This is a genomic window from Klebsiella pneumoniae (assembly GCF_000742135.1).
GTDB lineage: Bacteria > Pseudomonadota > Gammaproteobacteria > Enterobacterales > Enterobacteriaceae > Klebsiella > Klebsiella pneumoniae.
Genome location: NZ_KN046818.1, coordinates 4,502,466 through 4,518,355, shown reverse-complemented (window position 1 = coordinate 4,518,355; position 15,890 = coordinate 4,502,466). Strand labels below are relative to the sequence as shown.

General features: G+C 52.9%; 6 protein-coding genes. All 6 read right to left on the bottom strand.

The window, feature by feature from the left end; genetic code table 11:
* Positions 1-28 precede the first annotated feature (28 nt).
* From clbG to clbB, 6 genes are read right to left on the bottom strand one after another with little or no spacing between them, the layout of a single operon-like run.
* On the bottom strand, positions 29-1,297 hold the full coding sequence (gene clbG, locus DR88_RS04530) for a colibactin biosynthesis acyltransferase ClbG (RefSeq protein WP_004148954.1): 1,269 nt from the start codon (positions 1,295-1,297) through the stop codon (positions 29-31).
* Positions 1,294-2,424, bottom strand: a complete 1,131-nt coding sequence (clbF, locus tag DR88_RS04535) for a colibactin biosynthesis dehydrogenase ClbF (protein ID WP_004148955.1) — start codon at positions 2,422-2,424, stop codon at positions 1,294-1,296. Before clbF ends, clbG begins: the two co-directional genes overlap by 4 nt.
* 3 nt (positions 2,425-2,427) lie before the next feature.
* A complete protein-coding gene (clbE, locus tag DR88_RS04540) occupies positions 2,428-2,676 on the bottom strand; it encodes a colibactin biosynthesis aminomalonyl-acyl carrier protein ClbE (RefSeq protein WP_024199148.1) in 249 nt (82 codons plus the stop codon).
* 29 nt (positions 2,677-2,705) lie between these two features.
* Positions 2,706-3,575, bottom strand: coding sequence for a colibactin biosynthesis dehydrogenase ClbD (clbD, locus tag DR88_RS04545; protein ID WP_032443987.1), 870 nt, complete (start codon positions 3,573-3,575; stop codon positions 2,706-2,708).
* Between the two features lie 9 nt (positions 3,576-3,584).
* The gene (gene clbC / locus DR88_RS04550; RefSeq protein ID WP_025861912.1) at positions 3,585-6,185 is read right to left on the bottom strand and encodes a colibactin polyketide synthase ClbC; all 2,601 of its coding nucleotides are present in this window, start codon (positions 6,183-6,185) and stop codon (positions 3,585-3,587) included.
* A gap of 40 nt (positions 6,186-6,225) precedes the next feature.
* A complete protein-coding gene (gene clbB, locus DR88_RS04555; protein ID WP_032443986.1) occupies positions 6,226-15,846 on the bottom strand; it encodes a colibactin hybrid non-ribosomal peptide synthetase/type I polyketide synthase ClbB in 9,621 nt (3,206 codons plus the stop codon).
* Positions 15,847-15,890: the final 44 nt, after the last annotated feature.

The following is a 15,890-nucleotide window of genomic DNA, read 5'->3' as shown; positions in this document are numbered from 1 at the left end:
AGATAAGTACGTAGAATGGCGTGACGGGTTACGCCTGTCCGCCGTTGTCGGAAGCCAACCGCGCGTGGCAGGCGTCGATTTCTGCCTGACTACTGCCTTTGAGTTGAAATCCCTGTTCAAGAAGCTCATGCAAAAAAGCAATGTCCTCTTCGCTGGATGTGCCGCGCTGCTCAATCTGCTGGATGCGCTCAAAAAAACGACTGAGCAATTCTTTCAATTGCGCACTGGCAGCCACATCGGCGGCGCGGTGATGGCGTGTGGCTGTCAGGGCGTTAGTGAGCAGCGTGATGCGTTGGCGGCGCACGGCTTCCGGATCGGTCTTCACCGCCATGTTATCCCCCAGCACCAATGCTAGTTGCGCACGATCATGACGATTGTCAAATGCGTAAACTGGTGCTGGATAGCGATTCTCCAGCAGCAGGTTTTTCAGCACACTTTGCGGACCGATCTCTATCGCGATCGGTGACAAGTGTCCTGTCAGGTAGGTGAGAGAGCGCTGCCACTGCACTGGCTGAGAGAGCTGTTGTTCTAGCCACTGGACTGGCGTGACCGTATCGGGATAGGGTTGAGCGTTGACATTGGAGATCACTGGGCAGCACGGACGTCGCCATTCGCAGCGATCCAGCGCCTTGCGCAATTGCTGTCCGCAAGGTTTCAATAGTGGGCTGTGGTAAGGAACACCACCAATCAGCGGCACTACTTCGACTTGGCGATCATGATCCAGCAGGTATTGCTCGGCGGCGATAATGGCCAAGTTTTGTCCGGATAACATAAACTGTTGCGGCGAATTGAAGCAGGCAATACCGACCTGCTGTCGGGTTTCACGCTCCGCCACCTCGCACGCCGCTGCCACCAGTGCCTGATTCCCTTGCTTGATGATAGTGGTACTCGCGTCCATTTCGCTGGCGATCTCACTGGCTAAACGGCTACGCATCGCCACCAGCGCCAGTGCTTGGGAAAAGCTCAGCGCACCACTACAGGTCAGCGCAGCATATTCGCCCAAACTATGACCCAACATATAACGTAGGTTGACATGGACACCGGTTTGCGCCAAAAACTGCTGCCACGCGACAAAGTGGGCCACGCTGGTGGTATAGATAGCCAGCGCCATTGCCGTCGGCTCAGCAAGTTGTACCAAAGTACCCGACAGGCACAGCGCTGCCATGTCCCGTTCCGTGATCTGGCTAGCTTCATCAAACAGAGTACGCACCTGCGGATAACGCTCATACAGCCACCGTGCCATGCCTACATATTGCGAACCGGAGCCAGGGAACATCAGTGCGACATCCTTCGTCATGCTTCACTCCCCATCATGTAATTCATCGCAATTTGGATCTCATGAATTTGCGATGTCCCTTCGATGATTTCCATGATTTTGGCGTCGCGGTAGTAACGTTCGACGGCATAATCGGCATGGCAACCATTCGCACCGAGCAGTTGCACCGCCTTCCCGGCCACGTCCACCGCAGCTTTGGAAGCGACATACTTCGCCATCAGGATTTGGTTTATCATGGCCGGGTGCAGCGTTTCGCGGTATTCCGCCGCGCTGAAGCACATTAGTTGCGCACTGCGCGTTTGGGTCAGCATTGTGGCAAACAAGTGCTGAACAATGCCATGAGAAAATAACCGCCGCTTGAACTGTTTACGCTGGCGGATGTAGCGCGCTGCCACATCCACAGCGGCCCGACATAATCCTAGGCTGCCACAAGCGGTGGTGAACCGCCCTTCATTGAGCGCAAAATTCACCGCCAGCGGTACCCCAGGGGTGAGCGGACCGAGCAATGCATCCTCCTTCAGGCGGCAGTCATTAAAATGCAGCTCTGCCAACATATTGCCGCGTAACCCCAACATGTCGTTGAGTGGAGTGATAGTAAAGCCGTCGGTATTGCGATCGATAAGCACTGTCGCTAATTGATTACCACAGTGGATTAAAACAATAAAAAAATCAGCAATCTGCCCTAGCGTGATCCATTTCTTTTTCCCGTTCAGCCGCCAACCGTCGCCATCCTGCTGTAATTCTGTTTCCACGTTCACTAAGTCACTGCCGATATTCGGCTCTGTGAGGGCAATCGCGCCGATCAATTCCCCCGTTGCCAGCTTTGGCAAATAATGGGCTTTTTGCGCTGCGCTGCCCACGCGTTGCAGCAGCGTGCTGACCATGCCAGTCACTGTTATGAGATTTTCTAACGAACCGTGAACCCCAGCCATCACTTCATGCAAAGCGCACAGTTGATAAGAATCGTAACCTCGTCCGCCATATTTTTGGGGGATTGACGCACCTAAGTACCCGGCCTGCGCCACGCAAGAAATAATGTCTGGCACAATAAACTGCTGACGTTCAATATTCTGTGCAGCCAGGGCGAGATGTTGTTTGGCAAACAGGACTGCCTCTTGCTGAACCAGCTCATAATTTTCAGTGCACATAGTTTACTCCAGGCCTGTTTGTTGCTGAATGAGCTCCACTATTTTATTGACGGTAGCAATCTGTTCTGTTTTCAACTCACTCACTTCCAGCTCAACCTGAAAATTTTTTTCTATAAACAGTATGATTTGCACAGTAAATAACGAATGGACAAGCCCGAGAGAAAAAATATCGTCATCATCGTTCAACGTATGCCCACGTAATGAGCGTGAAAGAAATTCCCGAATGGCGGCTTTCATATCTTGCTTTTTCATATTCATATCCCTATCTGGTTAACCCAGAATCACTGCTCGGCGTACGTCTGTTGATAGCGATAAAACCCCTGCCCTGATTTCACGCCCAAATACCCTGCATCGACCATTTTCTTTAATAAAAAGCTGGGGCGATACTTATCATCATTAAAACTCTCATATAGCACCTGCAACGATTGCAAAATCGTATCCAAGCCAATCAAATCGGCGGTTTGTAGTGGCCCCATCTTGTGCCCGAAGCAGGTTTTAAACAACGTATCGATATCCTCAGCACGGGCGATCTGCTCCTGCACCATAAATATGGCTTCGTTAACAAAAATCATCATGGCACGATTAGTGACAAAGCCCGGAGAATCATTGACCACGATGCCGGTTTTATTCAACTGAGCAAATAAGTGGTGAAATATGTTCAGTGTACGCTCTGCAGTATGTACACCACGGATTAATTCGACGGTGTGCATCAGCGGTACCGGGTTCATAAAATGGACGCCAACTACATTCTCCGGATGTCGCATTAATTTTGACAAAGCAGTGATAGATATGGCGGACGTATTAACACCAAACACTGTCGACGCGCCGCAGATCGTATTCATCCGTGTGTATAGTGCATTTTTTTTCTCTATATCCTCAGTAATATTCTCAATCACCAAATCACATTCTACAATGTCGTCCAACTCAGTTGTGAAACGGATATTTTCCATTATCTCCGCTGTGCTATGCGTCTTTTTTTTATGCTGCGGGTGATAATTATATAAGCGTAAGTTCGCTTCGATCATCTGTCGGCATTTATCCAACTGAGATTGAGAAATATCCACAACGTTAGTTGATATGCCGTATTGCGCCATGTTATGAGCGACGCCAGTTCCCATTACTCCTGCACCTATTACCGCCACGTTCATCATTGAGCTCCTTTACTGACAGGCTATTTCGAGGTTGTCTTCGCCCCCCAGTTGCGCCGCGATATGCGCGTAGATATTGCGCGGATTGGGGTTTTCCATCAGGGTCAAAAGATCGATATGTACGTTGAAATCGCGTTCTAAACGGGAGGTCAATTGCGTCACCAGCAGCGAATGCCCGCCTAATTCAAAAAAGTCGTCGTCCACCCCGACCGGCGATATTTCCAGCAACAGTTCCATCAGACCTGTGATATACTGCATACCCCGCGAGTGTGCGGCTACGAAAGGTACGCTTAACACGGGACGTGCCTGATAAGGGTGGTGCGTTTCGGGTCCTGCTTCGGGTTGGGTCTCCACACTACCCATTACCCGTCCAGGCAATGGGTAGTGGTTGTGTGCGAAGGGATATGCTGATGCGCTCCCGCGTTGCGGCAGCGGAGTGCCGTACCACACGGCCCAATCCACATTGATACCTGCACACCACAGTTGCGCCACGTAGCGCAATACATCAACGTCTTCTCTTATTTCCGGCGGCAGCCTAACCCAGTTGATACTGTGAACGCCCTCCCCCAGTTCTCGGGTATCTGCCAACAGCGCTTCACTCCAAAACCCTCTGTCATTACGCTGTGCATCGGTGATGGGATTTCCTTGCCAAGCCAGCACGTAGCCGGGGATAGGTTCATGGCGCTCAGGAAGCCAGAGATGAAGCGCCTTTTGCTCCATTTCCCACAGCAAATGCAACACGTCTTGCGTCGCAATCATGCCACTGGCTGCAGCGGCAGGCAAAAGGCCTGTTCCAGCACCCGACAGCAGTGTTAATGTCGGTAGCAGGTTCATCCAGGTTTTTAGCGCGGCGATAGTCTGGCAGCCTCTGATTAGCAGGCTACTGCTCGCTTGTGCCGCCCACGTTTCAGCGTGGCAATAAGCGGGGGGAATATTCATGCCGTCGAGTAATGCCGTCAGAGCAGTCGCTTCGCGTTGATAATGTGCCGAATGCGCCAGCCACTGTGCGTAAGTGCCATCGTTCGTAGTACGTAGATCTGGACAGTGTAGGCCCCAAGGAGCGTCGGGCATTAGGTTATCCAGCGATGCCAGCATCGCTTGCGTACCATCGTTTTCCACTTGTATCACTCGGCGGCAATCAAACACGGGGCGCGCCACTTGTTGTGTGTAGGCTAGCGTTGACGCATCAAGGGTAGCCAGCAACGGGGTAAGCTGTTGCGTCAGCTCATCCAACTGCTCGAAAGACGGCGCGGAGAGAGGGATAAACACCGGTGCTCGCACTTGGTCATGGTCATCGCGCACCGCAGGATTCAGCCCTTCCAAAATCATATGCACATTAGTACCGCCAATGCCAAAAGAACTGACGCCAGCGCGGGGCGGCATCCGCGATGCGGGCCACTCCTGCGGCTGTATCGGGATATAAAACGGTGAATGCGCCAGATCCAGCTTCGAGTTAGGCATTTGATAGTTGGCGAGCGGCGGAATGGTCCGGTGATGAAGTACCAGCGCCGTCTTGATTAACCCAGCCACGCCCGCCGCCGCGTGGGTGTGGCCAATATTCGCCTTTACAGCCCCTAGTGCACAGTATTGGCGGTGTGAAGTATCGAACGCCTCCGTCAACGCAGCGAACTCGATAGGATCGCCAATACGGGTGCCGGTACCGTGGGTTTCAACGTAGCCGATGCTTTCTGGGCTTACTTCTGCCAGATGACAGGCCGCACAAATGACCGCCTTCTGTCCCTCATGACCAGGCGCGACAAAACCGATTTTTTGTTTACCGTCATTGTTGACCGCGCTACCCCGGATCACCGCATAGATGCGATCGCCCGCTGCCAGAGCATCTTCCAAACGCCGAAGCACAACCACACCCGCGCCATCGCCAAACAGGGTGCCAGAAGCCTGACTGTCAAAAGGACGGCAGTGGCCATCGGTGGAGTGGATCATGCCCTGTTGACAGAAGTAGCCTGACTTCTGCGGTAAATCGATAGTAATTCCACCCGCCAACGCCAGATCACATTCGCCAAACAACAAGCTGCGGCAAGCGATATGCGTTGCACTCAGAGAAGTCGAACAACTGGTGTAGAGACTATACACCGGACCGTTGAGATTGAGACTGTAGGCAATGAGATGTGCGAGCAGATCCTTATGACCATAGATGCCAGACTCAAAACGATTCAGCGCATCGCCGCCAATCTGTGACAGCGAACGCCGTAGCCAATCCACATCTTCTGACGCCCCCACGAATACCCCGGTGATCAGATCGCTGGTACGTTGGGCATAGCCTGCATCTTCCAGCGCATGGTAGGCAACTTCATGTAATACGCGGGATTTCGGATCCAGAGTCTGCGCCTCTTTGTGACTGTAACCGAAAAATGCAGCATCAAAGTCGCATATGCCCTCGATATAGGGCTTGGCCCGTACATAGGCCGGGTTGTCCAGAGTACTCTGTTCGACGCCTTCGGCCAGCAACTCCTCCTCGCTAAAGAAGGTGACGCACTCTTTACCCTGAACGATGTTATGCCAGAATTCGTGTAACGTCCGGGACTGCGGGAAACGGACCGCCATACCAATAATGGCGATTTCCATGCCGTTCATTTCGCTTGCGTATTCCATAAACTTCATTACCTTTCTTCAGGGCGAGGAGGCGCCCGGATTAATGCAAAGACGTGTGACTGCGCGCAGTATTTTTCGCAATTTGCAAAGCACGTTTTGCTATCTGATTCGCGCGCGTATTCGTCTGTACTGCAGGCTGTGGTGATGGCGCATTTGACTCGCCCTCCGGGGGCTGGCAAAACGTCGCCAGCTGGCGCACGGTGGCGTGGTTGTACAGCGACACCACGCTCACTTGCGGATAGTGACACGCCATTTGCCCACTCAGTTGCACCATATCGAGTGAGGTTGCCCCTAATTCGGCATAGTTGTCGTCAATGCCTACTCTATCCAGACCCAGATACTCTTCCAGGATTTGGCAGAGCACGCGTTCCACTTCACGTGTCGCGGGGCTGTAAGGCACGCCAATTTCCGGACGGGGCCGCTTTTTCACTGTCTGCTGAGTAATCGTATCGTTAGCGGCAGACGGTACACCGCGATCCACCCGGTTGCCCCGCGCTAATCTATCGATCGCCCGAGGTGAGAGCAGCAGTTGCGCCCACGGACTGCGAGTGTTCAGTATCGGCCACAATTGGCGCATCACCTCGGCATTGCTCATGCTGAGCGCATAGCCGCCGAGGCGCCTTTCTGCTATCATGGCGTTCAGCCGGTCCATGCCTGCCGCAGTGCGATGCGTTACCACCACCTTGCCAATATGCTGCGGCGTGGTCAGGGAGGCGAAGGCGCGTGCAACCTCGGGCAATGGTACGGATTTGCATGGAAGGAGCGGTAGCGTGTTATCATCTATCCAAGCGACAATCTGTTGCAGGTAGCGACTAAACGCACCATGCGCCGCGTGAAAATTAATCGGAATAAAGGTGCCGCCTTGGGCGAAGAAACGCATCGGTAGCGCTTTGTCTTCCACAATGTCCTTGCTGCCCAGCTCAAGAAAACGGCCCAGCGGTGCCAGCAGCGCGAGGCTAGCGTCAAGCAGACGGCCTGTGAGGGAGTTAAGGATCACATCCATCCCCTGTCCGTCCGATGCGGTCAGCAGAGTGGCAGCGAACTGTTCGTCGTGTGAATCAGCTACGGCATGTACGCCTAGCGAAAGCAAGTAATCGCGTTTCTGCTCGCTACCTGCTGTGGCGAAGATCTGTGCTCCGCAGCGTTTGGCAATATGTAGCGCAGCCAAGCCAACGCCCCCCGCCGCACTATGGATCAATACTCGTTCTCCGGGTTGCAAATTAGCGCGCACCACCAGTGCGTAATAGGCGGTGAGGTATGCGATAGGCAGCGCAGCCGCCTGTTCGATGCGACAATGGGCTGGTTTTCTCACTACGCAATCGCTTTCTACCCGTGCGTACTGGACAAAACCACCGTTTAGCACCGCCATAACATCCTCTCCCGGGGCAAATTCAGTGACATTTTTACCCACGCGAGTAATGCGTCCGGCGCACTCCAGTCCCAATTGCAGCGGAGCCTCACCCGGCTGCTGCCGGAGCAATCCCGTGGTGAACAGCACATCCTTAAAGTTCAGTCCGGTGGCCAGTACCTCAATCTCTACTTGTGAATCCCCCAGCGCTAAGCGCGGCGTAGGGCACAACGCTAGCTTTCCTGCCCCCTCCCCCTCAGCGGCCAGCCGCAGTTGGTAGTTATCGGCACTGGGCACGCGCAGTCGCGTGTCGTCATCGACATCTTGTATGTGGAGCTGTACCTTGTGCTTCACCATTGCCGCACAGCGGGCAACCATCTCGCCTGCCATGTCGTAGAGGGTGAAAGCGTAGCTGTCACCCTCCTCATCGTGCCGATTGACAGTCAGCGCCACATGTAAGGTGTTCGGCAACGGGCGGTACAGGCGTAAATCCTGATAAAGGAAAGGTACCGAATCAGTATGAAAACCAGGCAGTTGTTCGACAACACTGCTGGCGATGTCCAACAGCGCAGGGTGCAGTGCGATCGTATCATTAGCGGCAACGGTGGGCAGGGCCAGCGTTGCGAAAACCTGAGTCTGGGCGGTATTGCCATACAGTTGTTGTACGCTGTGCCAGCGCGGCCCATAGTGGAAATGCGTGCTCGATAATTCCTTTGTTGGAGGAGTGATAGTGTGCATCTCGCGCATCAGCCCCGTGAGATCGCACACAACATTATCGTCTACCATCAGACGCGTCGCCCTGCCTCTGGCATGGGTTGTTAACGTGCCACTAAAGCGCTCCGTCATTGATTTCACCTCGACACTAACTCCTTGCCCGTTAGGTGAAATGTCAACAAAAACGTCAACACTGCAGTTGTCCATCACAGTCAACGGTGCCAAAAAGACCAATTCATCAATGCAGATTTGGTCTTGCACAAAGTAATGGCGCAGAGCTTCATACGCCAGCGCCAGATAGCCGGTTCCCGGCAGCGTGGCGATACCGGATATCCGGTGCTCATCCAGCAGCCAATCGGACTCGGGGGATAATCGCGCGTAGTAGCTGGCGTCAGCCCCTTGTTGTTTATAAGCCTGTAGCAACGTTCCCGTCATCAAAGGGCGCAGTCCACGCAAGACATCGTATTCACTGCCGTTTATAGCATCCAACAACATGCCCTGCTCACGCAATGCATCCAACCCGATACTGAGCGCATTCACCTTGTAGCGGGTACGCAGTTGCTGTGCCAGTGCATCCAAATAGGCGCTGGCGGTAGCATAGCCTGTCTGGCCAATCTCCGCATTCACGGCAGCCAACGAGTTACAGAACAGCAGTAGCAGACGCTCATCCAGCAGATTCCGTTGCGCTAACGCATGCAGCACATTAGCAGTACCCCGTTCTTTCACCGTTAGCGTGTCGCGTAGCGCAGATTCGCTCAATTGATGCAGTGTCAATGTGGTGGTAGCGTCGGCAGCAAAAATCACGCCATCCAACCGTCCATAGCGTTCGAGCAGAGTTGCCAGACAAGCTCTAACCGCCTCCGCCTGCGTCACGTCGCAGTGGATAACGTCTAATGCGTCCTGCTGCACCGCTTCATGGTGATAACCTGTGCGGCTGCTCAGTACCACACGGACTCCCTCACGCTGAGCAAGCGCTTCGCCGATCATGCGGCCAATCCCCTTTTCACCGCCGATAATCCACAGTACGTTGCCCGGTATACACCCTGTTTGAGGGGGTAAGTGCGCCAACAGCCGTGTCGGGATAAAGCGTCGCAGGTAGAGCATCCCCTGCCTGAGCGCCATTACCGTTTCTTGTTTCGGGGCCAGACGCTGGGTTAGCAAGTTCAGATTCTCATCACTGCTCTGCGCATCGATATCGATCAATCGTACTTCGGTCGGGTGCAGCTCTTGGGCAAACACGTTTACTGCGCCCGACAACGCTGCCAGCGTCGGTTCGGGATTATCCTCTTCCTGTACGCGAAACGCACCATGGGTCAATACTGTTAAGGACGCCAGCGGCGTGGTGCTGTGCATACACCAGCGAGCAACACGATAAAGTCCCGAGAGCGACTGTGTCAACGATGATCCTGCCTCCGCACCGGGAGCATACAAGCAATGTAACTGTCGGTAGGTTTTGTGTGCTAAAAGTGCGCAGATGTCGTGGAAATGCATCAGAATACGGTCATTATCCCACACGTCGTCCTCTGACGATATCGGCAGCGGCATTGTGATGCTGTCGACACCACTACTCATCAGCGTCTGCTGTAACTTGTCGCCGTCAGCACTAATAATGATGATCAATTCGCCCGGCGCATAGAACGCCTCCCGCAAGGATGTGTCGTGCATCCGCCACAGCACACGCTGGAGCCACTCATCTTGCGGACGGCGCAGAGGATTTGGATACTGGCGATAACCGGAAAGTGCAGCACCATAGCGATAGTAATAAGTCTGTTCGAAGGGGTAATCCGGCAATGGAATGTGCTTGCCGAGTGCCGTCTGGTTAAAGCGTCTCCAATCAATATTCTCCCCCCTGACCCACAGCGCCGCCAGCGTACGATGCAACATGTGCTCATCATCGATCGCCGCGTTGGCTTTGCGTAGCGTCAACAGGGTCGGCTGATCGCTGTATTGGTTATGTCCTTGAATAAAGGTAGAGAGCGTATTACCCGGCCCACATTCGATAAACAGCGTGGGTTGTACCAACAGTTGCGCCGCACCTTCGCTAAACAGCACCGCGTTGCGCACTTGCTGCACCCAGTAATCCGGCGAGGTAGCTTGCTCCTCAGTAATCCATGTACCGCTTACATTAGATATAAAGCGCTTGTGCGGCGCGTGCATCGGGATTTGCCCCAGCAACTGTGCAAAATCGTGCAGCATCGGCGTCATCATGGCCGAGTGGAATGCGTGAGAGGTTTTCAGGCGCCTGTGCTGTATCCCGCCCTCGACTAAGCGTGTGCTCAAACGGGAAATGGCCGCCTGCTCGCCCGCGACTACGCAAAAATGCGCGCTATTATTAGCCGCCAGTTCAATACCCCGTTCTGCAGCTAGCCATGGGGTCAACTGTTCGCGACTAAGGTAGACCGCCATCATGCTACCGGGACGCATGGACTGCATCAAACGTCCGCGCGCCTCAATGACGTGCAGCGCATCCTCAAGAGTAAATACGCCAGCAATACAGGCCGCAACATACTCGCCCAGACTGTGCCCGATCATACTGTCCGGCGTAATCCCCAGATCAATCAAGGTGCGCGCTAGGCTGTATTCGACACAGAACAACGCCGGTTGTGTGAACTGCGTTTGATCAATATCCCGCGTATCCTCATCGTCAAACAACAACGCCTTGAGATCGACCGTCGAATAGCGTTGGAATGCAGCAAAGCAGCGATCCATGTGCTGGCGAAACATGGGTTGATGAGCATAGAGCGCGCTGGCCATGCCGTGATATTGGCTACCTTGACCAGGAAACATGAAGCAGATCTCCGCTGTCGTGCGCTGACCATTGAAGATTTCCGCTTGCAATATCGTGGCACAGGAGAGATCGATTTTCGACCCACGACTCACCAAATAAGCCCGCCGATGGTCAAAGGCTGTGCGTCCAGTTTGCAATGTATAAGCCACATCCGGCAGGCGCACCCCTACTCCATGCTTGACATATTCCAGTGTGGAGGCCACGCGCAACTCTAACGCAGCGGGTGTTTTAGCGGAGAACAACAACAGATAGCTGTCGCGTACCCCCGTCGCTGAAGGATCGTCCTCATGTTGATGTGCTTCTAGTGCGATGCTGGCATTGGTGCCGCCGATGCCGAAGGAGCTCACCAGTGCACGACGAGGACGCGTCGACGGCCACGGTTGGACTTGCTGGTTAACGTACAATGCAGAACGCGATAGATCTATAGCAGGATTGAGTTGGCGAAAGTGCGCTGTTGGTGGCAACACTTGATGATGCAGGGCGAGCGTTGTTTTGATGACGCCCGCCACTCCCGCAGCGGAGTTGAGGTGGCCAATATTACTTTTCAGCGCTGAAACCACACAAAACGGAACAGGTGTTGGGCCAAACACCTCATTAAGCGCACGTAACTCAATAGGATCACCCAGCACCGTACCGGTGCCGTGCGCTTCCACCAATCCGATACTGTCGCTATCAAAACCGGCACGGCGCAAACTGGTGCGGATTACCGTTGATTGCCCGATCACACTCGGCGCGGTATAGCCGATTTTGTTATTGCCATCATTATTGACCGCCGAACCTTTGATCACACCATAGATGCAGTCCCGATCCGCCAGCGCGTCGTCCAGACGTTTTAGCAGCAGCATTCCTAAGCCATCACCGGTGACTGTGCCAGAGGCTTGGCTATCGAAAGGACGACAGACACCATCTCGCGCATTGATCATGCCTTCATGATATTCATAGCCCCGGTACGCAGGCATCTCGATAGAAACGCCGCCCGCCAATGCCGCATCGCAATCCCGGTTACGTAGTGCGATGCAGGCCTGGTGGATAGCCACTGCCGAAGTGGAGCAGGCGGTGTCAAGCGTCACGGCAGGGCCGGTGAGGTTAAGCGCATGGGCAATCAATGCTGTGACGGAATGGATATTCAGGATACTGGCCTTGTACAGGGCGGTAGAGTCGGTAGTGTCTTGCATTACCGCATTAAGCCAGTGGGGGGATGTCAGCAGTCCGGCATAAATGCCAATCGCACCAGTAAAGGTGGCAGGATCGCACCCAGCGTGTTCCAGAGTTTGCCAGCAGCACTGATGCAATAAGCGAATTTGCGGATCCATACATTCCGCCTCGTTGGGAGTATAACCAAAGAAATCCGCATCAAACCATTCGTGATCATCAACAATCCCTTTGGTTTTTATATAATTCGCTTGTTTAAGCGTGTCAGGTGTCACACCATGCGCGCGCAACTCTTCATCACTGAACAGTGTTAATCCCGATTCCCCTCCTACAACCAGCGTCCACAACGCTGCAATATTCGCCGCACCGGGGAAACGTCCCGCCATACCGACAATCGCCACCGGCATGTCGCTGTAGACAACAGCACGCGTTGGAATTGCATCCTCCGGCGATACGGCAGTATCGAGAAAATGTGCTAACGCCGTGAGCGTTGGGTACTTAAAGAGATCGGTAATATCAATCTCCAAGCCAAGTTGCCGCTTAATATCCCCTTTAACCCTGATGGTACCCAATGAGGTGCCACCGAGGGCGAAAAAGGAGGCATTGCTATCAATGTCTTGTCTATCAAGTACGCGTTGCCAGATAGCATGCAGCGCATGTTCCATGTCACTATGCACCTCTGATATCGTGGTGGACACGGCGTTGCACTGAGTTGCGGGCAGGAGATACCGCAACTGCGTCAAGTCGGCCTTGCCACTATGGCTTTTTGCAATCTCCGTCACCACCACCAAGGATTCCGGAATAGCGAATGGCGGCAATCTGTCAGCCAATTGCCCTCGAACTTCCACCTCATCATAGCTATCATTGACGCAGACCACTGCCGCAATATGCAGCGTTTCACGTACGCGGTAAGGAACCACTACCGCCTCGATAATGCCGGAGCACTCCAGCAGGCGCTGCTCGATCTCTCCGGTTTCAATTCGTTGTCCATTGATCTTAATTTGACCGTCTTTACGCCCAAAACAGTCAACACAGCCATCATCCAGCAACCGGGCATAATCGCCAGTTTTGTACATCATACCGCCGGGAATAAAAGGATCAGGGACAAAAACCGTCGCACTTAGCGCCGGGTTGTTCTGATAGCCGATGGCGACCCCCACTCCACCCGCTGCTAGTTCACCGGTGGCACCGATAGGCAACAAATGCCCATGGAGATCGGTAATGTAGAGCGAGGTGCCCGGTACCGCGTATCCTATCGGGACTCGGGCGGGTTGCAACCCGTTGAAACGGTATGCGGTGGTAAAAATAGTGTTTTCCGTCGGCCCATAACCGTTTGTCACCACCAGATGCGGGTATTTTTGCATCACGTCGTTGACATGCCACGCAGATACTGCTTCGCCGCCCACCGTAATGTGTTGTAACATACCGAAGAAATCGGCACCTTCTGCCACATAGGAGTTAAACAAGGATGAGGTAAACCAGGCGCGCGCCACCTGTTCATCAGCGATCGTGCGGCGAATGTGATCGATATCAAGTAATGCCTGTTTGCTGAGTAATACTAGTTTGCCGTGGTTGAGCAAGGTAGACCACATCTCAAACACCGAAACATCAAACTCAAATGGGCAGGTCAGCAGCGTTGTCTCACCGCTCTCCACCTTCAGCGGGCTGTCGCCTTGTATCAGGCGCAATAAACCGCGGTGCGCCACCGCGATACCTTTTGGCTTACCCGTCGACCCCGATGAATAAATCACATAAGCGCGAGAATCTGGTGTGATAACCGGAAATACCACCGAGGGCGCGACGGGAAATGCACAGAGGTCACTCTGCGCAACGTTTAATGCATCTAGCGGTTTGCCATGTACCAGCAACAGCGCCAAGCCGCTGTCATCAATAATTTCCTGCATCCTACCCACTGGGTAGTCGGGGCTGATGGGCACATAAGCAGCCCCGATCAACATGATGGCGATGATGGCAACCACGGTGTTTACCCGGCGTTCGCTAATTATGCCTACAGTATCGCCAACCATAACACCCTGCTGTACCAAATAAGCCGCGAGCTGCTCAGCTTGTGCTGCCAACTCCGAATAGGTCAACGCGCACAATTCATCAACCACTGCGACCTGTGCTGGCGAAGTCGCAGCAACTTGATGAAATTGTTCGATGACGTTGGATTGACTATCCCAATCCCGGCATGCCATGCGTTCCAGATAGGGTTGAAGTACCTGCGCCTGCTGGCATGGGGACAAGTTTACCAACGCAGCAATGGGGCGCTGCGGATTGTCCACCAGTTGTTCAAGCAGATAACTCAGGTGCATCAGCAACGCTTGCGCCATGTTGTTGGTCAGGTAGTTAAGGGCATATGCAATACTGAAACGGAATCCCTTCTGTTGAGTGATGGTCAAGGTCAGCGGATAGTGCGTTTGTTCATGTACACTGAGATGGCGAATTGCCACGGGCGACGCGCATGACAATAATGTCATATCAACGGGATAATTCTCCAACACCACTAAGGTATTAAAAAGATCACCAGCATGACCTTCTTTATGTACCAACCGTTGTATGCTGGCTAAGGCATCATGTTCATTGCTGTAGTGAGCTATTAGTGTTTGGTGCATACGTTGTAAGTGTTGCAACAGTGTCGCCCCATCATCACGCAGACGCAGCGGCAACGTGTTAATAAATAGCCCTAGTGTTTCTTCTATACCATCAATTGGTATATTTCGCCCTGATATTGTCGCGCCGAATAACACATCGTCAGCATAGCACCAACGTTGTAGCAGGATGCCCCAAGCCACATAGAAGATTACTGCGGGGGTGATACGATAATCGCTGCATAGCGTCTGTATTTTCTGACACACATCCGGAGAAAAATTGATCTCCACATGATTTGTTTGATTAACGTAAGAATTGTTCTCGGCTTCAGTATCTGTGTGATATTGTGACAGCGGCACGATACAAGTTGGTGTTCCCTCCCGAAGATATGCAGCCCAATATTCGTGCTGAAAGGTGTGACGTCGGGCCGACAGTGTGTCTACAAGGGGTTTCAGAGATGAGGGGATAATGGCGCTATCATCCCTCACACCACTGACCACAGCCGCTCCATAGAGTTGGAGCAACTGTTTAATGAAAAGGGATAAGCTCCAGCCATCCATCACAATATGATGGTATGATAGTATAAAAGCACTTTCTTTCGTTGACTGAATAAGGTAGGCCCGGACTGGGATCGTTTTCAAGGAAAATGGGTATTTTAAATCAGCCTGTAGCAGTTGAGGAATTATAGCATCAATACCGTCATCCTGCGGGACAGGAATGATAATGTCATCATTAGCTAGTAGAAAACGTATTTCCTCTTGCTCACAGTCTAACACATATATATCCGGCAACACATCGGTCTTCACCACCTGACAAGGGCGCTCATCAATCTCCCAGTTATAATCAGTGCGAAAACACTCATGCTTTCGAAATAACGTTTCCAGCGCCCACTTGAAGTGGGCGCTATCTACATGCTGAGAAAAAATGCATGTAAAATGCTCATGGTAGTTACTCCTTTTCTTATCCTTTAAGGAATGGAATAAAAACCCCTGTTGACTTGGTGTTAGCGGTAACTGCTTACGTGTGTCCATCTTATTACATGGAAAATCTCCAGAGGTATTATCCATAACCATCACCTTATTATCGGATTTATAGATTATTTAACATGATT